Source organism: Paracoccus yibinensis, assembly GCF_030846195.1.
GTDB classification, from domain to species: domain Bacteria; phylum Pseudomonadota; class Alphaproteobacteria; order Rhodobacterales; family Rhodobacteraceae; genus Paracoccus; species Paracoccus yibinensis.
The window spans coordinates 22,179-43,854 of the sequence record NZ_JAVCWH010000001.1; the positions used below are offsets into that span (position 1 = coordinate 22,179).

Sequence of the window (21,676 nt, forward strand, 5' to 3'; positions counted from 1 at the left end):
ACCCGAAAAACGGCCTCACGGTTCTGTTATCGGACGACCCGGGCAGTGGGTCAAGCTGTCCGTCTGACAGTCGGATTAAGTTGTCGGACAGCCCACCCGCATGATAAGCATCACCCAGAGTTGTTGCATTTTCAGCAGGTCTTGCGGTGAAATCCGAACCCATGCCCGACGCTCCGGGACCGGACGCACCTGGCGTCGAAAATCTGCCCGAGGCCCATTCTGGAAACGACCCTTATTGGGAGCATCTCAAGAAGGTCAACGACGTCTTCTATGATCAGATAAAGACCGCAGATCAGAAGGCTGCCTATCTGTTCACCTTCATGGTGGCCTTCCTGCTGGCTTCGGCCGAAGGTCGGGACATCTTTTCAATCGCTGCCTATCAGAACGCCATGATCCTTGAAGCGGCTATCAGGGCGGCCATGGCGGTGGCGGTTCTGTTTACACTGTTTTCGGCGCTGGGCGTGGTGCTGCCACGCAGGCTTGCAAAGGGAACGTCCCTGTTCTGGGGCGCCTGGCCCGAGCAGGGCTACCGCGTGCTGTCCGCGCGCGAAAAAGGCGACACGACATTCCTGTTCGACGAATACGCCCGCAATGTTGAAAACCTTGCCACCCTTGCAAGACGCAAATTCCGCCTGGTGGGCATTGCCTTTCGTGGCCTGATGGTCTGGCTGGCTTGCTATGTCCTGCTGCTGGCCGTGGGTCCGGCAAGCTGAGGGCTGATGCAGACCCGGGATGGGCCGGAAGTGAACAATCCGCATCCGCCAGAGGGTACTGTCAGCGGCATCATCAAGACAGACCAGTCCAAGAGGGTGGTCCTGCCCGAACCGCTCCGGCACCTCGCATCGAGGTCCAGAAGACCCGTGCATCAGGCAATACAGCGGTGCACTTCGTTCGGGAACTCCTGTCCCAGCTGAACATGAAAGGAAGCACTGCCGGTTGCCGCCCGAGAACCTGGTGGTCCAAGGCTATGGCGAGCGGTATCCGCAGGTCCGCCAGGAAGGTGACATCCGCGAGAACCGACGCGGACGTCCGCCGGATCACGGACCTGCTGCAAACCGCAGACGCCGTGACGACCTTGCCCAACTGACGCCGTCAGTTCTTGGGACGCGTTCCCGGCCGTCGGAAAAGGCGCCAATGCGGCGGACAATGTCGGCGCAGCGTCACACGGATCTGACGCCCGCGTCAGCCGTTTCTGACAAGCCGCATCAAGGTCATCATGCCCAGCGGTGGCAGAGTGCGTTCCTCTGCCAAGGTCAGGTTCGCCTCGCCGAGCACCCGGGATCGGTCGAAGTCGGAATGCCAGCCCAGCAGGTCCGCAAGTGGTGCGGCAACCCGTTCGGCCATGGCCAGGGCACCCCTTTTCCGGGCGAAGTGGTTGACGATGACCACGCTTCCCCCGGGTCGCACCACCCGGGCCATTTCGGACATGACCTTTTCGGGATCCGGCACCACCGAGATCACATGCATGGCCGCAACGTGATCGAAGCTTTCGTCTGGAAACGCCAGTTCGCGAGCGTCCATCCGGTGAAGTGCCGCCACATTCGCAAGGCCGTCGGCGGCCACTTTCGCACGCGCCTTTTCCAGCATCTCGGCGCTGTAATCGACGCCCGTCACCCTGACCTGCGGGCCATAGTGGCGCAAGGCAAGGCCGGTGCCCACGCCGACCTCCAGGACCGAACCACCCAGTTCGCTCAGCAGCGCGGTGGCCCGGCGGCGTCCGACATCCGTCACCGCCCCAAAGGTCCGGTCATAGATCGGTGCCCAGCGGGCATAGGATCTTTCAACGGCCTGCAACTCCATTCATGCGTCCTCTCGTGTATGACGCCGCCGAAGCCGGATCCATCCGGCCAAGAGCAGCAGCAGATAGGCAAGGTCCAACACCACCAGCGTCAACCAGGGATAGGTGAGCAGTGCCGCCCCCAGGGCCACCGTCCCCAGCAAGAGAAGGCGTGCCTGGTCAGGCCGAACCCGGACGGGCCGGATGGCGGGCGTGGGCAGGCGGCTGACCATCAGGGCAGCGACGGCAACGATCCAGAGAGCGGAAGCAGGACCGGGAAGGACCGCGCCGGGAATGAGATTGGCGAGGAAGATCGGCAGCAGGGCCAGCATCGCCCCTGCGGGCGACGGAACCCCCGTGAAGGACGTCTTGGGCATCGAAGACGCAAGCGCATCCCGGCTGCTGATGTTGAACCGCGCCAGCCGCAAAGCGCAGGCCGTCGCATAGACCAGGGCGGCAATCCACCCCAATCCTCCGGCACCCCCATAGGCCCAGAGGTGAAGCACCAGAACCGGCGCCACACCGAAATTGACGAAATCGCAAAGCGAGTCGAGTTCTGCCCCCATGGCGCTTTCGCTTCTCAGACGGCGCGCCAGCCGTCCGTCAAGGCCGTCAAGAACCGCCGCAACAAGGATCAAGGCAGCAGCCCGGTCGAACTCTCCAAGGCTGGCAAGGCGGATCGCCGTCAGCCCCGCGCAAAGCGCCGCAAGCGTAAGGATGTTCGGTAACAGTTGCACCACGGACAATCGGGACGGGCGATCCGGGTGCCGGGTCATGGTCAGTCCATCCGGGCGGGACGCGCGGACCCGACATGGCCAAGTTCGGCAATCACAGTCTCGCCCGCGACCATGGTCTGGCCGATGGCGACCAGCGGGACCACGCCCGGGGGCAGATAGACATCAAGCCGCGAGCCAAAGCGGATCAGCCCGAAGCGTTCACCTGTCCTCAGCTGCTGGTCTTTCCTGGTCCAGCAAAGGATCCGCCGAGCCACGAGACCGGCGATCTGCACGACCGCCAACTGCCGGCCGTCTGCCAGTGCCAGGCAAAGCCCGTTGCGCTCGTTCAGGTCGCTGGCCTTGTCGAGCGAGGCATTGAAGAACCGGCCGGGCCGGTAGGCCACGGCCAGCACGCGCCCCGCTATGGGCGCCCGGTTCACGTGGCAATTGAACACCGACATGAAGACGCTGACCCGTGTCAGGGCAACGGGTTCCATCCCCAGTTCGGCAGGAGGCACCGCTTCCTCGATCAGCGAGACGACACCGTCCGCAGGGCTGACAATCAGGCCCTCGGCCTGCGGAACGGCACGTCGCGGATCGCGAAAGAAGTAATAGCACCAGACCGTCAGCCCCAGGCCGATCCAGCCCAGCGGCTCCCAAAGGAAGAAAAGCCCCAGGGCGAAGAGGCCAAAGACCGGCAGGAACCGGAAGCCTTCCGGGTGCATCGGCTTGAGGAAAGTGCCCCACATGGTCATGCGTCGGTTGTCCTGCGGCCATTGACGGTTCGGGGCGCATAGCAGCCCGACCGGATGGGGTCAAACGAAGACGACGCTTTCTTGCCGGTTTGCGACATCGTTGACGGGACGGATGCCGCCTTCCCTGAACAAGAGGCGTTTTCTGAAACGCGCCCTTCGATGCCTGACAAAGACCTTGGTCGGCTCGGAGGCGACATAGATGCAACCCGCCGGCAGCCAACGCCGAATTGGGGATGGCGCGTTCAGATTCGGGCGGTTACGGAACTTTTCTGTCATCTGACGCTTTCTCGAACAGTAGCGCAACAAGGCGCCCGGAAAAGGATGTTCTGATGCGAGTTTTGACGGCAAGTCTGTGCGGCAGCATGCTTTTTGTTCTTGCGGCCTGTGGCAATACCGCAACCGAAAGAGCCGCGACTGGTGGTCTTGGGGGTGCGGTCATTGCCGGCCCTGCCGGCGCGGTCGTGGGCGGAACCGTCGGGGCGGCCACCGCCAATTGATTGCCCCCTGCACCTGAAACGGCCGCGTCCGACGCGGCCGTTTTCTGTTAGCCTTGCGGGGCCTTTCTGCTTCCCCTACATCTGGGAAACAAAGGCAGAAGGACAGCCCCATGGCCATGGAAGCCCATGACATCGAAGCCCTGATACGGGCGGCATTTCCCAACGCGCAAATCACGATCACCGATCTTGCAGGCGACGGAAACCATTACGCGGCCGAGGTGATCGACGAAAGCTTCCGGGGCCAGAACCGCGTCCAGCAACAGCGCGCCGTTTATGCCGCCCTTCAGGACAAGATGGCGGGGAAATCCGGTGCCCTGCATGCCTTGGCATTGACCACCAAAGCGCCTGACTGAGGCCCTGCCCCTTGGCCAGACCATCAGAAACAGGATAAAAGATATGACGCAAGTAGCTGATAAAATTCAAGGTCTCGTGGACAATGCCGATGTGGTCTTGTTCATGAAGGGCACCAAGGAAATGCCCCAGTGCGGGTTCTCCAGCCGTGTGGCGGGGGTCCTGAACTACATGGGCGTCGATTACCGCGACGTGAATGTGCTGGCGGACGATGACATCCGGCAAGGCATCAAGGACTTTTCGGACTGGCCGACGATACCGCAGCTTTATGTCAAAGGCGAATTCGTTGGCGGCTGCGACATCGTGACCGAGATGACCTTGTCAGGCGAACTGGATCAGCTCTTCGACCAGAAGGGTGTGGCTTACGACAAGGCCGCGGCGGACAAGATACGCGAAGCAAATGCCTGACGGCCGTAAAGGGCAATAAAAAGGGCCGCCGGAGGCGGCCCTTTCTCATAGGATGTCATCTTCGTAATCGTCGTCATCCTGCTGTTCCCGCAACTTGGCGGCAAGCGTGATGCCGATCGCAAAGGCCCCGATCAGCTTTGCCATGCTGGCGGCATTGCTGCTGTTCGCGCGTGACAAGGTATCCCTTGCGTCCTCGACCTTGTGGCGCACGGTCTGGATGTTGTTCGAGGTGAAACCAACCGCCTGGGCCGCGTTCCTGGCCACTCCGAAGACGCGGCGCTCGGTGTCGTCCGCCAGCTTGTTGGCGCGATAGCTGGCCTCATCCATGAGGGAACTGACCTTGTTACCCGCCTTGTCCAGCATCCGGTCGGCTTCTGCGCGTGCCCGTTCGACAGCTGCGTCTGCAGCCAAGGTGACGCGTGCCTCGACCTCTTTGCGCAAGTCCTCCTTGGTGGGCATTTCGTGCTTGGTCCGTTTGGACAGGACGAACAGCACGATGCCGATCAGGATGAACAGCCCGGCCACGCCAAGGGACGCCAGGGCCGGACCCCAGTCCAGATCATGCGCAAGGAACGACCAGAGGGCAGCGATCAGAAAACCTGCGGCAATGGCCAAGACAATCCCGGCCACCGCCTTCATCGCAGACCGACGCGCCGTGTCCTTGAGAGCCAACTGTAGACGCTGCGCATAGTCGAACATGGGAAACGTCCTCAGCGACGGGCCAGAATCAGGCCGACCAGAAAGCCGATGCCGGCGGCGATGCCCAGAGCCTGCGCGGGATTGCGCCGCACCATTTCGGACACTTCGTCGTAACGCTCTTCGGCATAATGGGCGACTTCGGACGCTCTCTGCTGGCCGGTCTGATACAGGCGCTCAGCCTCGGCCTTGGCGCGGCCTGCATATTCTCCGCCGACTTCACGGGCGCGTTCAACATAGTCCTGCGCCGTTTCACGGGCGGTCTGGGCCATGTCCGCGCCGCGGTCCTTCAGGCTGCCAGCGGCCGAGTTCTGCGACATCTTGTCGGCAGTATCGCGGACATCGTCGCCGATCTTCTTGGCGCCTTCGTTCAGATCCTTTTTCGCCTGCTGCCCGGCAGCCGTGGCGTCTTTCTTCATGTCATTTGCGGTGGGATTGTATTCAGCCATGTCAATGTCCTCCGGTGTGTTGTCACCATCGGGACCTAAACACGCACGACATCGCCATTGTTCCGAGAACCGAAAGAATTCCTGAAAGGCAAGGGCTTGGAAGGATGGTACCGCCTCCCCGGCTCGAACGGGGGACCTCTAGATCCACAATCTAGCGCTCTAACCAGCTGAGCTAAGGCGGCACGGATGCGTTCTCTAACGCCGCTTTGCCCCCGTTGCAAGCCCGTCTTGCCGTGAAATCGCACGCGGGATACAGAAAGCCATCACAGAAGGACAATGGTCATGGGCATCAACAGCCAAAGCGACATCGCAGCCAATCTTCAGATCGGCCCGACCGATCAGGGCATGGTGCGCATCTATGTCGAGGCGGAGGGGATCGACCTGCCCCTGGACTTCGATCCCGAGGAAGCGACCGAGATTGCCGAGGAACTGCTGGCCGCCGCCGAAGCCGCGCGCGACATGGGGAAAGGCGGCGGAAAGCCTAGGAAGCCCCGGCGCTGAACGCGTCGGGATCCGTCAGCCCTTGCAGGCGCAGGGCCGAAGCGCGGGCAAAATCGCGCATGATCCTGCTGCGGCGTGCCCCCGCCAGACGGGTTTCGGGTGCCATGCGCTGAATTTCAGCCCCATAGGCGTCGGCGCAGATCAGGCCGGTATCGGGCGGCAACAGTTCGGACGGGAAATCGCAATCGACGGCCCAGAAATAGCGGTCACACCATTCGAGATATCCCTGCCACTTGCGGTCGCCCATGAAATCGGCGCGGCAGCTTTTGCATTCGATGATCCAGAATTCGCCCTTCGGACCCATGCTGATGACATCGACCCGCAGCCCACGGATGGGCGTGAATTCCGTCAGCACTGCATGATCCAAGCTGCGCAGCAGCCGCCCGACGCCGCGCGCAAGACGTTGTCCAGGCATCGGGGGAAGGCTGGGGTCCATCTGTGTCATGCGGGGCGTTATAGAACGAAGAGGAAACATTCTTCAACCCGCTTGAACTGCCCCTGCCCTGCGCCTATCTCTCGGGATGGCGGGTTTCTGCTCCTCTCGCGTGCGGCCATTTTTCCACTGGCCTATAACTTTTCCGAGGGTGCTGGCTCTGTCGTGACCCTGGTCACGTTACCCGGCGCCCACCTGGTAATCCAGGCTTTCGGGAAATCTCGTGCTGCCGCGGTTGCTGCGGTTCCCGCCACCGACTGAAACCGCCCTGCCCTGCAGCGGCGGTTTTTCCATGCAAGAAGGGCGACCTTGCCGGCCGCCCTTCGTTCGCTGATCTGTCGCTTGAATTAGAAGCCGTAGACGACCGAAACGCCCAGGGTGTTGTCGGTGCGGATGTCACGGTCTTCTTCGTATTCGGTGGTGTAGCTGACACGGGTCGCCAACTGCTCCGACATCTGGAAGTTCACGCCGAACTGGTTGGTGATCACGTCGGGCGAATCTTCCGAGGACAGGAAGTCGGTGTCGTTGGTGATGAACACCATGTCGTTGAAGCGGTGATACAGGCGCGACGACACGATGTAGCCGAGACCGCTGTCCGAGGACTCCGTGACCTCTTCGCGAACGTAGACACCATCACCGTCTTCATCGACCAGATCGAAGCCAGCCTTTTGCGCACCCGACTGGGTGTAGCGATAACCGATACCGGCCTGGACACGCCAAGCGGTCTGATCGGTGTTGATCACGCGATAGCCGGGGCCGACGCCGATGAAGCCGTCGCGGGCCAGTTGGTCAAGATCTTCGGCAACGTCAGCATCGTTTGCAGGGTTGGCGGGATCATATTCATCACCGTTGGCCAAGCCGTCGATGCTGAAGCGTCCCAGCACGAAGGCATAGAAGCGGTCGTTGAAGTAGTACGCGCCATCATAGATGACCGAGACGTCTTCCCTATCCTTTTCGCCCTCGTCATCCTCGCCGAACTCGAGCAGCATCCCGATCGACTGCTGCCAGGGACCAGCATTGTTCGACACACGGCCAGCCAGCGAGAAGTCCTGGCCTTCGGTATTGCCGCTATCACCCGCATAGGTCAGCGCGACCGAGCCGAACAGCCCTTCGCGGCGATCCGGGTTGCTAAAGCGGGCATCGTCGTTGTCACGGTCAAAGTCGTCCTGAACGGCGTCTTCAACGTCGATGATGCGATCGTTGATCGACGAAATGCCGGTGGCGTCGGCGCCAGCCGCGATCTCGGTCTGGGCGAAAGCCGGGGCGGAAAGGGCAGCCATCAGCGCGGCGGAGCCGGTCAGCAGCGTAATTTTTTTCATCTCATCCTCACGAGCTGAGTTTGGTTGTTCTGAACGCCGGTCGGACGCCAGAGCATCTCTGCGAAGAATGAAGTAATGCCACCCGCCCTTGGTTCACAGACCCTCGAGAATCATGGTTGCTTCCCGAAAACGTGAGCAACAGCAGGACAGGGAAAGATAGGCAGGATCATGCTGAAATATGCAGGTGATGGCTTTTGCGGGAACCAAATCGTCATTTCGTGAAACAATTGGAGCTTGGGAATAAAACTCGGCCATTCGTCTAAAATGGTTAATTCCTGATCAACATGTCGGCTGCAATAAAGGCGTGATTGCCCATCTGGCAGGCAATCTGGCAGGAAGGGATACCGATCCGATCTGTTGCATAATCGACACGACAATTCGCATTTTCGTGTCAGCCTGGACGCTCTCCGCTATTTGCGGTTGGTCCGAATGGCCGATTTCTGCAAGACAGGCACCAGGCTTGGACGTGCGATCCAGGCGCGTTTGCCTGGGGATGGCGGCGTTTCGGCCTGTCCCATGACGGCAATGGCAAACTGAACGCCTGCGAAGACGATGGCGTTGAAGAACACCAGCATGAACAGGGCCAGCCAGCCAGCTTCGCTCTTGAGGATCAGATGGCGCAAATGGGCCACATCCAGGGCCAGCAGCGCGGCAACGAAGCAACAGGCCAGTGCAGCGCCGATCAGGACACTGCGGATATAGACGCGAACCATCGTCGGCATGGCGGACCCCACAAGGCATGAAGCCCGACATATAGGCTATCCGGGGCGAAATTGCAGGAAAAAGTGCTGCGTCAGAAAGCCTCGGGCCGCAGCTCGCGGGCGACGTGATCCAGGACGGCATTGACGAACTTCGGTTCTTTTCCATCGGGGAAAAAGGCTTCGGCCAACCGCACATATTCGGTGATGACGACCTTGGGCGGGGTTTGCGGCGTCACAAGCTCGGCCCCTGCCGCGCGGAACAGCGCACGCAGAACCGGATCGATCCGGTCGATGGGCCATTTCGCGACCAGACCCCGGTCCGTCGCCTGGTCGATCCGCGACTGCCAGTTCACCGCCGAATCCACGATGCGGGCAAACAAACCTTCATCCGCAGGCAGGTATCGGCCGTCCTCATCCTCGGCGCCAAGGCGATGGATCTCGAATTCCCGCATCACGCGGTCGGCGGACTGACCGGCCGCTTCCATCTGATAAAGGGCTTGAACCGCATAGAAACGCGCGCCGCTGCTTTTCTCCCGGCGGTCGGCGCGCTTGTCGGTCGGCTTGTCGTCGTTCGGGTTCATGGGATCAGGCCTTGCACAAAGACCGGCTGCAATGGAACGAAAGCCACCCCGCGTCAAGCCCCGGACGGCAAGGGCGCGCCCATGGCCTCGGCCAGGCGGGCGACATAACGGGCCAGGGTGTCGATCTCGAGGTTGACGGCGTCGCCCTGGGTGACGGCGCCCCAGGTCGTCACCTGCCGGGTGTGGGGGATCAGGTTGACGCCGAAGCGGCTGCCCTCGACCTCGTTCACCGTCAGCGACGTGCCGTTCAGCGCGACCGAACCCTTGGGGGCGATGTATCGGGCCAGGGCGGCAGGGGCTTCGAAGGTCAGTCGCAGGCTGTCACCCTCGTCCTGCATACCCACTACACGGGCCACGCCATCGACATGACCGCTGACGATATGGCCGCCCAGTTCGTCGCCCACCCGCAGCGCGCGTTCAAGGTTGAGACGCTTTCCGACCTGCCAGCCGTCCGCGCCGATATTCGTCTTGGACAGCGTCTCGGCCGAGATATCGACGGCGAACCACCCCGAACCCTTGTCCACCACCGTTAGGCAAACACCGTCGCAGGCGATCGAGGCGCCCATGTCAACGGTTGCCATGTCATAGCCGCAGTCGATCCGGGCGCGCATGTCGCCGCGCATCTCGACTGTTGCGACCGTGCCGATATCGGTGATGATGCCTGTGAACACGCGAAAACCTCTTTCCTTCGGCAAAGACCTAGGCGATAGCCTATGGCAGCGCAAGCATCGCACGTTCCGCCGTCTGCCCCTGCCGCGCTGTTGTCAGGATGGCATCGTGCTTCAGGATCGTCACAAGTCGTCGCAAACATCTGCCGCGCCCGAACCCCTGCCACGCGTCTTTCTGCTGCTGCAGGGTCCGCACGGACCCTTCTTCGACCGGCTGTGCCGCCTGCTGCGGACGGCGGGGGCGCAGGTCTGGCGCTGCGCCTTCAACGCGGGGGACGAATTCTTCTGGTCCGACCCTGCGCATCTGTTGCGCCACACGGGCAGCAGCGCCGACTGGCCTGCGCATCTTGACCGGATCATCGCCGAAAAGGGGGTGACGGATATCGTCCTTTATGGCGACGTGCGTCCCGTCCATGCCGCCGCGCGCAAGGCGGCGCAGGCCGGAAACCTGCGGCTGCACGTCTTCGAGGAAGGCTATCTGCGTCCCTACTGGATCAGCTATGAGCGCGGCGGCTCGAATGGCCATTCGGCGTTGCTGAACATCTCGCTGTCGGAAATGCGGGCGACCCTGCGCGGCACTGCGGCCGAGGTCCGCCGCCCGCCCGCCCATTGGGGCGACATGCGCCAGCACAAGGCCTATGGCGCCCTGTATCATTTCCTCGTGCTGGTGGCCAACCGCCGTTATCGCCAGTTTGCCAGCCATCGCTCGCTTCCCATCTTTGACGAGTTCCGGCTGAACCTGGCCCGGCTGATCCTGACGCCGGTCCATTCCCTGATGCGCGCGATCCAGTGGCGGCGCTTCCGTCTGTCGGGCGACCCCTATCTGCTGGTGCCGATGCAGCTGGAACATGATTCGAACATGCTGGGGCATTCCCCGTTCGCCGGAAACCGGGATTTCATCGAACAGGTCGTGGCGGAATTCGCGAGGTCGGCCCCCGGCCATCACCACCTGCTGTTCAAGGCGCATCCGCTGGAGGACGGGCGCGCCAGAAACCGCCGGTCGATCCGGCAATCCGCTGCACGGCACGGAGTGTCAGACAGGGTGCACTACTTCCGCGGTGGCAAGCTGGCCGACATGATGGCCCATGCCCGCGCGATCATCACCGTCAATTCGACCGCAGCCCAGCAGGCGCTGTGGCGCGGTCTGCCCGTCAAGGCCCTGGGCCGAGCGGTCTATTGCAAGCCGGGGCTGGTTTCGGATCAGTCCCTGTCCGATTTCCTGGCTCATCCCCAGCAGCCGGATACCGCGTCCTATCGCATCTTCCGCGATTACCTGCTGCAAACCAGTCAGGTGCCGGGGGGATTCTATTCCCGCCGTTCGCGCGCCCATGCGCTGCGGCTGGTCGCCGATCTGATCCTTGCGCCCGAGGATCCCTATCAGGCCCTGGCCTTGGGTCGCTTCCAGCGCCGCCAGCAGATCGGCGAAGTTCTGGACTAGGGTTCAGGAAGGTGTGGCGTCCGCGCCGCGCACGGTTTAGATTGCCTGCACAACCGGACGGCAAGTCCGGGCCAAGGAACAGGAGTTTTCGAGAGGTGACAGTGAAGCTTTCTCCTGCCCGTCCAGGGGCGGGCGTGGCCATGCGCATGGTCCTGATCGTCGCCATGACGTTGCTTGCGGCATGCAGCCTGCCGCGTTCCGGTCCCAGCAAGAACGAGATCTATTCGGGCGCCGTCGAAAGGGGCGGCAACACGCATGTGATCTATGTGAACGATCATGTCGCCCGCGCCACGAACTTCGTCCCTTCGTATGGTTTTTCCAACAGCTTCCTGCGCGCCGGGCAGGTCGGCGCGGACGAGATCCGGGCAGGCGACGTGCTGGGCCTTGCCATCTGGGAAAACGTGGATGACGGGCTGCTGACATCGCTTGGGACCAGTTCGACCGCGTTGCAGGAAATCCAGGTGGACAGCGGGGGGTATATCTTCGTGCCCTATGCGGGCCGGGTGCAGGCGGCGGGCAACACGCCCGACCAGTTGCGCCAGATCATCACCGAACGGCTGGCGACGCAGACCCCCGATCCGCAGGTGACGGTGGCGCGCGTGGCGGGCGATGGCGCCACGGTGTCGGTCATGGGCAAGGTAACGGCCCAGGGCGTCTATCCGATCGAGCGTCCCACCCGGACGCTGTCGGCCATGCTGGCCCGCGCGGGCGGCGTCTCGATCGAACCCGAAATCGCCGTCATCACCGTCAAGCGCGGCAACGACACTGGCAAGGTCTGGCTGACGGATCTGTATTCGAACGCCAGCAACGACATCGCGTTGCGCCCCGGCGATGTCATCCTGGTCGAGGAAGACCAGCGCAGCTTCACCGCTCTGGGCGCGCTTGGCGGCCAGACCCGCGTTCCCCTGGGGAACGAGATGATCAACGCGGTCGAGGCCGTGGCCATGGTCGGCGGCCTCAATTCGAACCTGGCTGATCCGACCGGTGTCTTCATCCTGCGGGACGAACCGGAATCGGTCGCGTCCCGCGTGCTGGGCAAGACCGTCTCTGGATCGCAGCGCATCGCCTATGTCCTGGACCTGACGCGGCCCAATGGGCTGTTCCTGGCGCGCGACTTCCTGATCCGGGACGGGGACACGGTCTATGTGACCGAGGCGCCTTATGTTCAGTGGCAGAAGCGGCTGGCCGCGCTGATCGGGCCGATCAATTCCGCGAATTCGATCCAGAACCTGACCCAGTGACCCGCGGATGATTGATGATCTGGAAGCCGCCGGGGGAAAGACCCGGCGGCTTTTCGCGTTCAATGCCGGCTTCTGGCGTGGTGCGCGTCTGCGGCGCATCCTGGCGCTTGCAGGGTGGGACCTGCGACTGGGCCTGCCGGGACGGGGCGACAGGGTGGCGATCTGGGGCGCCAGTCCGACAGCCTGGCGCGGCCGCGCCGTCGCAGGCCGCACCGGCGCAGGCTTGGTCACGGTCGAGGATGCGTTCCTTCGATCCGTCCTGCCGGGCCGCGCGCGGAGCCATGTCGCCCGGCGCGGACCGATCGGGTTGCTGATCGACCCGATGGGTCTGCATTTCGACCCTGCCCGACCTTCGTTGATCGAAAGCCTGATTGTCCAGGGTCGGACCGCAGGGCTGGAACCGCGCGCCTGCGAGGCGATCGCCCGACTGCGGTCGGCGGATCTGTCGAAATACAACGCCCATCGTCCCGAACTGTCCGCGCCAGATCCCGGCTATGTCCTGGTTATCGACCAGACGTCCGGCGATGCGTCCCTGATGGGCGTCGGGCGGGACCGGTTCCTGGCCATGCTGGACGCAGCGCGGCGCGAACACCCCGGCCGCCCTGTCGTGGTGCGCAGCCATCCCGAAACGATCCACGGCCTGCGCCTCGGCCATCTGGTCCGCGCCGACCTGCGGCCGGGCGAGATGCTGTGCGACCAGGAAATCTCGCCCTGGCGGCTGCTGGAAAATGCCCATGCCGTCTATGCCGTCAGCTCGCAACTGGGGTACGAGGCGGTCCTGGCCGGCCACAAGCCACGCCTGTTCGGCCAGCCTTTCTATGCCGGCTGGGGCCTGACGCAGGACGAATATCCCCTGTCCCCCGGACGGCGCAGCCCGTCCACGGTCGAAACCCTTTTCGCCGCCAGCCACCTTCTGGCCCCGGTCTGGTATGACCCCTGCCGCGACCGGCTGTGCGATTTCGAAACCGCCTTGGACCAGATCGAAGCCGAGGCGCGGGCCTTTCGCCAGGACCGGGACGGGCATCTGGCCTATGGGATGCGGTTGTGGAAACGACCCGCCATTGCGCGTGGGTTCGGGGACGGGGCGGGCGTGCGCTTTGCTGCCAAGCCATCGGGTGACGTCACGCTGGCATGGGCGGGCAAGGCCGCCCCGGTGCCGGGGGCGATCCGGGTCGAGGATGGATTCCTGCGATCCCGCGGATTGGGCGCGGCATTGACGCCGCCCTTGTCGCTCGTGGCCGACGACCTGGGCATTTACTATGATCCGGCCCGCGAAAGCCGGCTGGAACGGTTGATCGCCTCGGGTCCTCCCGCAGGCGGAAACGCCCGCGCCGGGCGCCTGATCGCGGCGATCCGCGCGACGGGCCTGTCGAAATACAACCTTTCGGGCGGCTATCACCCCGCCCCGACCGAACGCAGGCGCATCCTTGTGCCGGGCCAGGTCGAAGACGACGCATCCATTCGCCTGGGTGCAGGGAAGGAACGCACGAACCTGGATCTGCTGGCCCGTGTGCGCCAGGAAAACCCGGATGCGCATCTGATCTTCAAGCCCCATCCCGATGTCGAAGCCGGCCTGCGCCCAGGCGCCGTGGTGGCGATGCCCCTTGCCGACGAGGTGGCTGTCGCCGCCGATCCCATCGCCCTGCTGCCTCATGTGGACGAGGTCTGGACCATCACTTCGACCCTGGGGTTCGAGGCGCTGCTGCGTGGTGTTCCCGTGACAACCCTGGGCGCCCCCTTCTATCCAGGCTGGGGGCTGACGCACGACCTTGGCCCGATCCCTGCGCGCCGCGTCGCGCGGCCCGATCTGGCGGCCTTGGTCCATGCCTGCCTGATTGCCTATCCCCGCTATCGCGACCCCGTGACGGGCCTGCCCTGCCCGGTCGAGGTTGCCGTGGACCGTCTGCGCGCGGGCATCAGCCCACGCCCGCCTGCGCTGCGCCTTCTGGCCAAGCTGCAAGGGGCATTTGCCGGACAGGCCTGGATCTGGCGGCGCTGAGCAAAAAAGGGAAATTGTCGTCCCTTCCCTGCATCTTTCCGAATATGACCGGCCTCGTCCGGCTGGCGCAGGACAGGGATTTTTCCCCTGCCTGCTGATGTGGAACGCCGTCCTCCGGCATCGCCCCTGAACGCCGGGGTCCGTTCCTTGGCAAGCCCGCAGCCTGTTGTTAACTCATGCCGGCAAACAGGAAAGTCGGCCCATGACCCTTGCCATTTCGCATCTTGCCCGGCGCTTCGGCGCGACCCAGGTTCTGCGCGGCATCGACCTGCAGGTGCGGCAGGGGGAACTGATCGCGTTGCTGGGTCCATCAGGGTCGGGCAAGACGACGCTGCTGCGCATCATTGCGGGACTGGACTGGCCCGATGCAGGGGCGCTGTCCTTCGACGGCAGCGACTGGCTGGCGAAATCCGCCGCCGAACGCCGCATCGGCTTTGTCTTCCAGCATTATGCGCTGTTTCCGCACATGACGGTGCGCGACAATATCGCCTTTGGCCTGTCGGTCCTGCCCCGCGCCGATCGCCCTGGCAAGGCGCAGATCGCCGCCACCGTGGACCGGCTGCTGGCCTTTCTGCAGATCGGCGGATTGGCCGACCGCTATCCGGCGGAACTGTCAGGCGGACAGCGCCAACGCGTCGCCTTGGGCCGGGCCATGGCGATCGAGCCACGCGTCCTGTTGCTGGACGAACCTTTCGGCGCGCTTGACGCCCAGGTCCGCCGCGACCTGCGCCGCTGGCTGCGCGGCGTCCACGACAGCACGGGCACGACCACCGTCTTCGTCACCCACGACCAGGAGGAAGCGTTCGAGCTGGCCGACCGCGTGGTCGTGATGAACGGCGGCGTCATCGAGCAGATCGGCAAGCCGGATGAAATCTATGACCACCCCGCCACGCCCTTCGTGGCCCGCTTCCTGGGCCTGACCGTTGAACTGCCCGTGACGATGCGCGCGGGCCGCGCACATGCGGCGGGCCTGGATCTGACCGTCCTGCCCCGTCGCGCCATTCCCGACGGCCCCGCCACGCTGTTCCTTCGGCCTGCCGACATCCTGCCCGTCCCCGATCCCGAAGCGCCCTTCCGCGTGACCGAGATGGCGACGACCGGCGCCCTTCTGCGGATCGTGGCCGAGGACGACACAGGCTGCCGGATCGAATCCGAGGTGCCGCGCCGTGACGGCCGCGACCTGCGCCAGGGTCAGCCCGTCGGGTTGCGTGCCGTTGCGGGCCAGATCTTTCCCGGCAGCGGACAACAGCCCGCCCAGCCCATCCACACCCCGAAGACCCTCAAGGAGGCCCGCCCGTGAAGACCCGCCTGACCACCGCCCTTGCCCTTGTGCTGGGTCTCGCCAGCCCTGTTGCCGCGCAGGACGCGATCCTGAACGTGTCCTATGACATCGCACGCGAGTTGTTTGCCGAATTGAACCCGGTCTTCGCCGAGAAGTGGCAGGCCGAAACCGGTCGCAGCGTATCCATCGACCAGTCGCATGGCGGATCGTCGAAACAGGCCCGTGCCATCCTGGAAGGCCTGCCCGCCGATGTCGTGACCTTCAACCAGGTGACCGACATCGACGTTCTGGCCGAAGGCGGCATGGTCGATGAAAACTGGCGCGAGGCATTTCCGAACCAGGCTTCGCCCTACTACTCGTTGCCCGCCTTCCTGGTGCGCGAAGGCAACCCGAAGAACATCGACGACTGGGACGACCTGGCGGCCGAAGGCGTCCAGGTGATCTTCCCCAACCCCAAGACCAGCGGCAACGCGCGCTATACCTATCTGGCGGCCTATGCCTATGGGCTTGAGAAGAACAACGGCGACCACGCCGCAGCGCAGGAGTTCGTTCGGAAGATCTTTGCCAATGTGCCGGTTTTCGACCAGGGCGGACGCGCCGCGACCACGACCTTTGCCGAACGCGGCCTGGGCGACGTCCTGATCACCTTCGAGGCCGAAACCGGCGGCATCGCCCGCCAATATGCCGATGCGAAACTGGAACGCGTCACGCCCTCTCTGTCGGTGCTGGCAGAATTCCCGGTCGCGGTCGTGACCGAGAACGCCGAGGACAAGGGAACGGCCGACGTGTCGAAGGCGTATCTGGACTTCCTCTATTCCCCCGAGGCCCAGCGGATCCTGGCAAAGAACTTCAATCGCGTTCATGACGAGGCGATCACCGCCGAATTCGCCGCGAACTTTCCCGACGTGAAGCTGGTCACGGTCGAGGAGGTCTTCGGCGGCTGGGACAAGGTCCAGGAAGAACACTTCGCCGAAGGCGGGATCCTCGATTCAGTCTTTGTGAACCAATGAGCGTTGCGGCGGTCATAGAGGCCCCGACGAGACGGCAGAAGCGGGTGCTTCCGGGCTTTGGCCTGACCATGGGCCTGACGCTGACCTATGTCGGCATCATCGTCCTGCTGCCCGTGATTGCCCTGGTGCTGAAGGGGGCCGAGATCGGTCCCCTTCGCTTCTGGGAGATCGTGACCGCCCCCCGCACACTGGCCGCGCTGCGGCTAACCATCACCGCCGCCGCGCTGGCGACGGCTTTCAATGCGCTCTACGGCCTGCTGATGGCCTGGGTGCTGGTGCGGTATCGCTTTCCGGGCCGGCGGCTGCTGGACGCGATGATGGATATTCCCTTTGCCCTTCCGACAGCTGTGGCCGGCCTCGCGCTGACCGCCCTGTTTTCCGAGAACGGCTGGTATGGCGCCATCCTGGCACCTGCCGGGATTTCGGTCGTCTACACGATCTGGGGCGTGGCGATCGCGATGGCCTTCACCTCGATCCCATTCGTTGTGCGCACCGTCCAGCCGATCCTAGAGGATCTGGACGCCAGCCAGGAGGAGGCGGCCCGAACGCTGGGGGCGACGCCCTTCCAGATCTTTTCGCGCGTAATCTTTCCGGCCATCCTGCCCGCCTATCTGATCGGCACGACGATTGCCTTTGCCCGGTCGCTGGGTGAATTCGGCGCCGTGATCTTCATCGCGGGCAACCTGCCCATGAAGACCGAGGTCGCCTCGCTTCTGGCCGTGATCCGGCTCGAGGAATATGACTACAACGGAGCGGCGGCCATTGCCCTGACCCTGGTCGCCATCGCACTGGTGCTGCTGGCCTTGTCGAACTGGCTTCAGGCCCAACTGACGCGGCGGAGGGTTCCGGCATGACGCCCGCAGCCGCCCCCGCAGCCCTGGCCCCGCGCCAGGATCTGCGCACCGCCAACCTGCTGATCGGCCTGGCCGTCGCACTGACACTGTTCATTGTGGTGGTGCCGCTGGCCTATATCTTCTGGCGCGCGCTGTCCGAAGGGTTTGCGGTCTTTGCCCAGAATATCATGGCCCCCGACACGCTGCACGCGATCTGGCTGACTACGGTCGTGGCCGTGATCACGCTGCCCATCAACCTTGTCATCGGCATCAGCGCTGCCTGGCTGATCGCGCGCTTCACCTTTCCGGGCCGCAAGCTGCTGCTGACGATCATCGAACTGCCGTTTTCGATTTCGCCCATCATCGCCGGGGTGTGCTATCTGCTTCTTTACGGTCGCCAAGGCCTGCTTGGTCCAGCCCTTGCGGCAGGCGACATCAAGATCCTGTTCGCGCTGCCGGGTATCGTTCTGGTGACGCTGTTCGTCACCAGCCCCTTCGTCGCGCGCGAAGTCCTGCCGCTGATGCAGGCGCAGGGTTCGGAACAGGAACAGGCGGCGCTGACCCTGGGCGCATCCGGCTGGCAGGTCTTCCGGCGCGTGACGCTGCCCAATATCCGCTGGGCGCTGCTGTACGGGGCTGTGCTGGCCACGGCGCGGGCGGTCGGGGAATTCGGCGCGGTGTCGGTGGTGTCGGGGGCGATCCGGGGGCAGACGAACACCCTGCCCTTGCAGATCGAATTGCTGTTCAACGACCTGAACATCGTCGGCGCCTTTGCAGCGGCATCCACCCTGACGCTGATCGCGCTTGTGGTTCTGGTCCTGAAGACCGTCATCGAGGGCCGGACCCGCTGATCAGCGGCGGAAATCGGTGGGCCTGATCCCGTGGCGGGCCAGCTTGTCATAGAAGGTCTTGCGCGGCAATTGCAGCCGCCCCATCGCCGCCGTGGCATTGCCGCCTGAAAGACGCAGGGCATCGCGGATCAACTCTCTCTCATAGGCGGCGACCAGCTCCGAAAGACCCGGCGGATCGCCCCCGTCCTCCGCGTCGAAGGGGGTCACGCCGATGGCTTGGCTTTCGGCAAAACCGCGCAGTTCCGGCAGATTGCCGGGCCAGCCATGCCCCGACAGCCGCGCCTTGACCGCCCCGGTCATTTCGGGTGCAGGCCGATCCAGCCGCGCGCAGGCCGCCAGAAGGAAATGCCGGTAAAGCGCCGGGATATCCTCGCGGCGCTCCGCCAAGGGCGGGACCGGCAGGACGGTGCCCGAGAGGCGATAGAACAGGCGCGCATCGAACGGCCCTTCCGCCAGGCGCGCCGGGTCGGCCGTGGTCGAGGCCAGAAGCTGCACATCCATTGCACGAGGGGCCGCGGCGCCTGCGGGCCAAAACTCGCCCGCTTCAAGGATCGCGGCCAGCCGCGCCTGCATTGGGGGCGTCAAGGCATCCACGCGGTCCAGAAACAGCACGCCGCGCTGCGCCCGTTCCAGTTGCCCGGCCTGCCGGGTGCCGCGCGGTCCCGGGGCATCGCTGCCCAAAAGGTCGGCATCAAACCTGGCCTCGTCCACCGCATCACAGGCCAGATGGACAAAGGCGCGGGCGCGGCGCGGGCCCTGGCGGTGGATCGCGCGGGCGACCGTCAGCTTGCCCACACCCTGCGGGCCGGTCAGAAGCACGCTGCCCTCGGCGACGGCCACGCGGTCCAGGGCGGCGCGCAGATGGACCATCACCTCGCTGCCGCCCGCAAGTTCGGGAAAGCCGTCCGAGGCGTCATGGCTTGCCTGTCGCAACTGGCGGTTTTCAAGGATCAGGGCGCGGGCCGACACCGCCCGGTTCACCGCAGCCAGCAACACATCGCGCGACACGGGCTTGGTCAGGAAATCATAGGCTCCGGCCTTCAGCGCCGCCACCGCCATGGGCACGTCGCCATGCCCGGTCAGAAGGATCACCGGCAGGTCGGCGTCGATCGCGTGCAGGCGCTGAAACAGTTGCAGCCCGTCCATGCCGGGCATCCGCACATCGGACAGCACCACGCCCGGATAATCACGCGTCACCCCCTTCAGCGCATCCTCGGCAAGGCCGAAATCCTCGACCTGCAAACCCGCCATCTGCAAGGTCTGAACCTGTGCCGCGCGCAGGTCTTCGTCGTCATCCACCAGGCGCACCAGTCCGGTCATGCCGCTTTCCTCAGGGTCAGGCGGAAGGTCGCGCCCTGGCCCGGCACCGGCGCGTCGGCGATCAGATCACCGCCCAGGTCGCGCGCGATGTCGCGGGAAATCACCAGCCCCAGCCCCAGCCCCTGGGCCTTGCTGGTGGCAAAGGGGGCGAAAAGCTGCGCGCTCATCTGTGGCGAAAGGCCGGGGCCGTTGTCCGAAACCGTCAGCGTGACATGATCCCTTTCCTCCTCGACCCCGATGCTGATCCAGGGGTCGGAACAGCCTTCCTGCGCCTCGAAGGCGTTCGCCAGCAGGTTGACAAGGATCTGTTCCACCCGCACCCGCTCGCCCAGGACAGCCAGCCTTTCGGGAATGGCGGGAAGCCGCACCGGCGTGTCGCCCGCCTTGCGGCGGCTTGTGGTCAGCATCAGCGAGGCGTCGATCGCCGAGCGCAGGGGAACGGCGCCTACTTCTCCGGTGGCCTTGCGGGCAAAGCCGCGAAGCTGGTCGGTAATCTGGCCGATCCGGTCCGTCATGCGCGCAATGCGGGCAAGGTTGTCGCCCGCCGGGCCGTCCGGCAGCATCGCCTGCCCGTTTTCGGCCAGCAGGCGGATCGTGGCCAGGGGCTGGTTGATCTCGTGCGCGACGCCTGCGGTGATCTGCCCCATCGTCGCCAGCTTGTTGGCCTGCACCAGATCTGCCTGCATCTGCGACAAGCGTTGCTGGGCCAACTGGCGTTCGCGCATCTCCTCGGACAGGTCGCGGGTGCGTTCGGCCACGGCACGTTCCAGTTCCGCGCGATGGTTGCGGTCGGCGCGGGCCTTGCGGACAGCGCGAAGGCGGGCGCGGCGGGCCTGGTTCGCAAACCCCATCAGCAGCAGGGTTGCCAGCCCTGCGGCGCCCGCGGCATAGGCAGCCGTCTGGCGGGCCTCTCGGGTCGGCACATGCATTGCCAGCGTCCATCCCGTTCCCCGCACCGGAAGGGTGATCGCCAGGCTGTCGGGCACGGCGGGAGGCGTGGCGGCGAACCGAAGACGCGCATCGGTGGTGATGATGACGCGGCCGTCGGCCTCGGTCACATGGGTGGCGTTTGGGCTGCGCGCCCAGGCCGCCTCCAACCTGTCGAATTCCATCTTGACAACCACGACCCCAAGAAGCGTCGCGCCGTCCCGCACGTCATGGGACAGATACAAGCCCGGCTGGCCGCTGACGGTGCCAAGGGCAAATTCCATGGCCGTGCCCTGGATCAGCGCCTGCTGGAAGTAGCTGCGGAAGCTGTAGTCATGGCCCAGGAAGCTGTCCGGCCTGTTCCAGTTCGACGCGGCGATGGTGCGCCCGGTGTCTTCCATCAGATACAGGACCGAACTCTGCGTCTCCTCCCGCAAACGCTCCAGTTTGGCGGACACCGCGTCGCTTTCGTCGAACTCGCGGCGAAGCGCGGCCTTGACCATCGCGTCGTCCGCCAGGATCGCCACCACGGCCCGCTGCCTGTCCAGAATGCTTTCCAGCGTGAGCGCACGGGACTGCGCAGCGGCAAGCCCTTCGGCGCGCAGATCCTCCAAGGCCCCGGCCCGGATCGCCCAGAAGGTCGCGGCGGGAACCAGCACCAGAAAGGCCACAGCCAGCAGGACCGCCAACCATCCCGCGGCACGCGGCAAGGCCGGCGAATCGCTGGCAATGGACGATCTATGCTGCATATTCCGCACGCCTTCCTGCCCGGCATGGTGTTTCGGTTCCCACACTAGCAGCTTGGGTTTGTGCGGAAAACCACACATATTTTCCGGGTTCTTTCACAAAAACAGTCATGTTTTCAGCGCATTGCAGCCATGCGGCAAGTTTCTTGGGCCGACCTGCCCACGTTTTAGAATGGG

23 protein-coding genes, 1 tRNA gene and 1 other RNA gene are annotated in these 21,676 nt (G+C 64.3%); 12 read left to right on the forward strand and 13 right to left on the reverse strand.

What is annotated here, in order from left to right; genetic code table 11:
- Positions 1 to 146: 146 nt before the first annotated feature.
- Positions 147 to 713, forward strand: coding sequence for a Pycsar system effector family protein (locus RAH32_RS00085; RefSeq protein WP_306603932.1), 567 nt, complete (start codon positions 147 to 149; stop codon positions 711 to 713).
- 469 nt (positions 714 to 1,182) lie between these two features.
- Here RAH32_RS00085 and RAH32_RS00090 read toward each other — a convergent pair whose 3' ends face one another.
- Genes RAH32_RS00090 through RAH32_RS00100 form a run of 3 tightly spaced genes read right to left on the reverse strand, consistent with a single transcriptional unit; the run spans position 1,183 to position 3,293 of the window.
- Positions 1,183 to 1,800 carry a class I SAM-dependent methyltransferase gene (locus RAH32_RS00090; RefSeq protein WP_306603933.1) on the reverse strand — a complete coding sequence of 206 codons (618 nt, stop codon included), beginning with the start codon at positions 1,798 to 1,800 and terminating at the stop codon, positions 1,183 to 1,185.
- Positions 1,801 to 2,553: a CDP-alcohol phosphatidyltransferase family protein gene (locus RAH32_RS00095; RefSeq protein WP_306603935.1), complete on the reverse strand. Its 753-nt coding sequence runs from the start codon at positions 2,551 to 2,553 to the stop codon at positions 1,801 to 1,803.
- 2 nt (positions 2,554 to 2,555) lie between these two features.
- Entirely contained in the window at positions 2,556 to 3,293 is a 738-nt protein-coding gene (locus tag RAH32_RS00100; RefSeq protein WP_306605147.1) for a phosphatidylserine decarboxylase, read from the reverse strand.
- A gap of 562 nt (positions 3,294 to 3,855) precedes the next feature.
- Between RAH32_RS00100 and RAH32_RS00105 the strand changes: the two genes are divergently transcribed.
- Positions 3,856 to 4,098, forward strand: coding sequence for a BolA family transcriptional regulator (locus RAH32_RS00105; RefSeq protein ID WP_275106184.1), 243 nt, complete (start codon positions 3,856 to 3,858; stop codon positions 4,096 to 4,098).
- Between the two features lie 43 nt (positions 4,099 to 4,141).
- Positions 4,142 to 4,504, forward strand: coding sequence for a Grx4 family monothiol glutaredoxin (gene grxD / locus RAH32_RS00110; RefSeq protein WP_306603939.1), 363 nt, complete (start codon positions 4,142 to 4,144; stop codon positions 4,502 to 4,504).
- Positions 4,505 to 4,549: 45 nt separating this feature from the next.
- On the opposite strand, the gene RAH32_RS00115 is transcribed toward grxD, so the two are convergent.
- The 3 genes from RAH32_RS00115 to RAH32_RS00125 all read right to left on the reverse strand — a co-directional run bounded on the left by RAH32_RS00115 (position 4,550) and on the right by RAH32_RS00125 (position 5,831).
- Positions 4,550 to 5,203, reverse strand: a complete 654-nt coding sequence (locus tag RAH32_RS00115) for a phage holin family protein (RefSeq protein WP_306603941.1) — start codon at positions 5,201 to 5,203, stop codon at positions 4,550 to 4,552.
- 11 nt (positions 5,204 to 5,214) lie between these two features.
- Positions 5,215 to 5,649 (reverse strand): ElaB/YgaM/YqjD family protein, encoded by a 435-nt coding sequence (locus tag RAH32_RS00120; protein ID WP_306603942.1) that lies wholly within the window; start codon positions 5,647 to 5,649, stop codon positions 5,215 to 5,217.
- A 105-nt stretch (positions 5,650 to 5,754) separates the two neighbouring features.
- Positions 5,755 to 5,831, reverse strand: a tRNA-His gene (locus tag RAH32_RS00125).
- A gap of 100 nt (positions 5,832 to 5,931) precedes the next feature.
- Between RAH32_RS00125 and RAH32_RS00130 the strand changes: the two genes are divergently transcribed.
- Positions 5,932 to 6,150 (forward strand): DUF6324 family protein, encoded by a 219-nt coding sequence (locus tag RAH32_RS00130; protein ID WP_306603944.1) that lies wholly within the window; start codon positions 5,932 to 5,934, stop codon positions 6,148 to 6,150.
- Here the strand turns inward: RAH32_RS00130 and RAH32_RS00135 are convergent.
- Positions 6,131 to 6,586 carry an MmcB family DNA repair protein gene (locus RAH32_RS00135; protein WP_306603946.1) on the reverse strand — a complete coding sequence of 152 codons (456 nt, stop codon included), beginning with the start codon at positions 6,584 to 6,586 and terminating at the stop codon, positions 6,131 to 6,133. The two genes, RAH32_RS00130 and RAH32_RS00135, sit on opposite strands and share 20 nt — an antisense overlap.
- Positions 6,587 to 6,676: 90 nt before the next feature.
- Between RAH32_RS00135 and ssrS the strand changes: the two genes are divergently transcribed.
- Positions 6,677 to 6,834, forward strand: a non-coding RNA gene (gene ssrS / locus RAH32_RS21640) — 6S RNA.
- A 96-nt stretch (positions 6,835 to 6,930) separates the two neighbouring features.
- Here the strand turns inward: ssrS and RAH32_RS00140 are convergent.
- From RAH32_RS00140 to RAH32_RS00155, 4 genes are all read right to left on the reverse strand, one after another.
- Positions 6,931 to 7,902 carry a DUF481 domain-containing protein gene (locus tag RAH32_RS00140; protein WP_306603948.1) on the reverse strand — a complete coding sequence of 324 codons (972 nt, stop codon included), beginning with the start codon at positions 7,900 to 7,902 and terminating at the stop codon, positions 6,931 to 6,933.
- 410 nt (positions 7,903 to 8,312) lie between these two features.
- Positions 8,313 to 8,624, reverse strand: a complete 312-nt coding sequence (locus RAH32_RS00145; protein WP_306603950.1) for a hypothetical protein — start codon at positions 8,622 to 8,624, stop codon at positions 8,313 to 8,315.
- A 71-nt stretch (positions 8,625 to 8,695) separates the two neighbouring features.
- Positions 8,696 to 9,184 carry a transcription antitermination factor NusB gene (gene nusB / locus RAH32_RS00150; protein ID WP_306603951.1) on the reverse strand — a complete coding sequence of 163 codons (489 nt, stop codon included), beginning with the start codon at positions 9,182 to 9,184 and terminating at the stop codon, positions 8,696 to 8,698.
- A 53-nt stretch (positions 9,185 to 9,237) separates the two neighbouring features.
- Complete coding sequence (locus tag RAH32_RS00155) at positions 9,238 to 9,855, reverse strand: riboflavin synthase (protein ID WP_306603953.1); 618 nt, start codon at positions 9,853 to 9,855, stop codon at positions 9,238 to 9,240.
- Between the two features lie 106 nt (positions 9,856 to 9,961).
- Between RAH32_RS00155 and RAH32_RS00160 the strand changes: the two genes are divergently transcribed.
- The 7 genes from RAH32_RS00160 to cysW all read left to right on the forward strand — a co-directional run bounded on the left by RAH32_RS00160 (position 9,962) and on the right by cysW (position 18,506).
- A complete protein-coding gene (locus RAH32_RS00160; RefSeq protein WP_306603955.1) occupies positions 9,962 to 11,290 on the forward strand; it encodes a capsule polysaccharide biogenesis protein in 1,329 nt (442 codons plus the stop codon).
- Positions 11,291 to 11,430: 140 nt separating this feature from the next.
- A complete protein-coding gene (locus RAH32_RS00165; RefSeq protein ID WP_373429655.1) occupies positions 11,431 to 12,531 on the forward strand; it encodes a polysaccharide biosynthesis/export family protein in 1,101 nt (366 codons plus the stop codon).
- Between the two features lie 7 nt (positions 12,532 to 12,538).
- A complete protein-coding gene (locus RAH32_RS00170; RefSeq protein WP_306603957.1) occupies positions 12,539 to 14,530 on the forward strand; it encodes a capsule polysaccharide biogenesis protein in 1,992 nt (663 codons plus the stop codon).
- A gap of 202 nt (positions 14,531 to 14,732) precedes the next feature.
- Entirely contained in the window at positions 14,733 to 15,830 is a 1,098-nt protein-coding gene (locus RAH32_RS00175; RefSeq protein ID WP_306603959.1) for a sulfate/molybdate ABC transporter ATP-binding protein, read from the forward strand.
- Entirely contained in the window at positions 15,827 to 16,822 is a 996-nt protein-coding gene (locus RAH32_RS00180; RefSeq protein WP_306603961.1) for a sulfate ABC transporter substrate-binding protein, read from the forward strand. The genes RAH32_RS00175 and RAH32_RS00180 overlap by 4 nt, the downstream gene beginning before the upstream one ends.
- Positions 16,819 to 17,676 (forward strand): sulfate ABC transporter permease subunit CysT, encoded by an 858-nt coding sequence (gene cysT, locus RAH32_RS00185; RefSeq protein ID WP_306603962.1) that lies wholly within the window; start codon positions 16,819 to 16,821, stop codon positions 17,674 to 17,676. Before RAH32_RS00180 ends, cysT begins: the two co-directional genes overlap by 4 nt.
- Positions 17,673 to 18,506 carry a sulfate ABC transporter permease subunit CysW gene (gene cysW / locus RAH32_RS00190; protein WP_306603964.1) on the forward strand — a complete coding sequence of 278 codons (834 nt, stop codon included), beginning with the start codon at positions 17,673 to 17,675 and terminating at the stop codon, positions 18,504 to 18,506. The genes cysT and cysW overlap by 4 nt, the downstream gene beginning before the upstream one ends.
- Here cysW and RAH32_RS00195 read toward each other — a convergent pair whose 3' ends face one another.
- Positions 18,507 to 19,826 (reverse strand): sigma-54-dependent transcriptional regulator, encoded by a 1,320-nt coding sequence (locus tag RAH32_RS00195; protein WP_306603966.1) that lies wholly within the window; start codon positions 19,824 to 19,826, stop codon positions 18,507 to 18,509.
- Positions 19,823 to 21,502: a sensor histidine kinase gene (locus tag RAH32_RS00200; RefSeq protein ID WP_306603968.1), complete on the reverse strand. Its 1,680-nt coding sequence runs from the start codon at positions 21,500 to 21,502 to the stop codon at positions 19,823 to 19,825. The genes RAH32_RS00195 and RAH32_RS00200 overlap by 4 nt, the downstream gene beginning before the upstream one ends.
- Between the last annotated feature and the right edge of the window lie 174 nt (positions 21,503 to 21,676).

Coding starts and splice junctions, on each gene's coding strand:
- grxD (WP_306603939.1), top strand. CDS start 4,142: ATGACGCAAGTAGCTGATAAAATTCAAGGTCTCGTGGACAATGCCGAT.
- RAH32_RS00200 (WP_306603968.1), bottom strand. CDS start 21,502: ATGCAGCATAGATCGTCCATTGCCAGCGATTCGCCGGCCTTGCCGCGT.
- RAH32_RS00175 (WP_306603959.1), top strand. CDS start 14,733: ATGACCCTTGCCATTTCGCATCTTGCCCGGCGCTTCGGCGCGACCCAG.
- RAH32_RS00090 (WP_306603933.1), bottom strand. CDS start 1,800: ATGGAGTTGCAGGCCGTTGAAAGATCCTATGCCCGCTGGGCACCGATC.
- cysW (WP_306603964.1), top strand. CDS start 17,673: ATGACGCCCGCAGCCGCCCCCGCAGCCCTGGCCCCGCGCCAGGATCTG.
- cysT (WP_306603962.1), top strand. CDS start 16,819: ATGAGCGTTGCGGCGGTCATAGAGGCCCCGACGAGACGGCAGAAGCGG.
- RAH32_RS00105 (WP_275106184.1), top strand. CDS start 3,856: ATGGCCATGGAAGCCCATGACATCGAAGCCCTGATACGGGCGGCATTT.
- RAH32_RS00115 (WP_306603941.1), bottom strand. CDS start 5,203: ATGTTCGACTATGCGCAGCGTCTACAGTTGGCTCTCAAGGACACGGCG.
- RAH32_RS00130 (WP_306603944.1), top strand. CDS start 5,932: ATGGGCATCAACAGCCAAAGCGACATCGCAGCCAATCTTCAGATCGGC.
- RAH32_RS00170 (WP_306603957.1), top strand. CDS start 12,539: ATGATTGATGATCTGGAAGCCGCCGGGGGAAAGACCCGGCGGCTTTTC.
- RAH32_RS00120 (WP_306603942.1), bottom strand. CDS start 5,649: ATGGCTGAATACAATCCCACCGCAAATGACATGAAGAAAGACGCCACG.
- RAH32_RS00165 (WP_373429655.1), top strand. CDS start 11,431: ATGCGCATGGTCCTGATCGTCGCCATGACGTTGCTTGCGGCATGCAGC.
- RAH32_RS00195 (WP_306603966.1), bottom strand. CDS start 19,826: ATGACCGGACTGGTGCGCCTGGTGGATGACGACGAAGACCTGCGCGCG.
- RAH32_RS00145 (WP_306603950.1), bottom strand. CDS start 8,624: ATGCCGACGATGGTTCGCGTCTATATCCGCAGTGTCCTGATCGGCGCT.
- nusB (WP_306603951.1), bottom strand. CDS start 9,184: ATGAACCCGAACGACGACAAGCCGACCGACAAGCGCGCCGACCGCCGG.
- RAH32_RS00140 (WP_306603948.1), bottom strand. CDS start 7,902: ATGAAAAAAATTACGCTGCTGACCGGCTCCGCCGCGCTGATGGCTGCC.
- RAH32_RS00135 (WP_306603946.1), bottom strand. CDS start 6,586: ATGGACCCCAGCCTTCCCCCGATGCCTGGACAACGTCTTGCGCGCGGC.
- RAH32_RS00095 (WP_306603935.1), bottom strand. CDS start 2,553: ATGACCCGGCACCCGGATCGCCCGTCCCGATTGTCCGTGGTGCAACTG.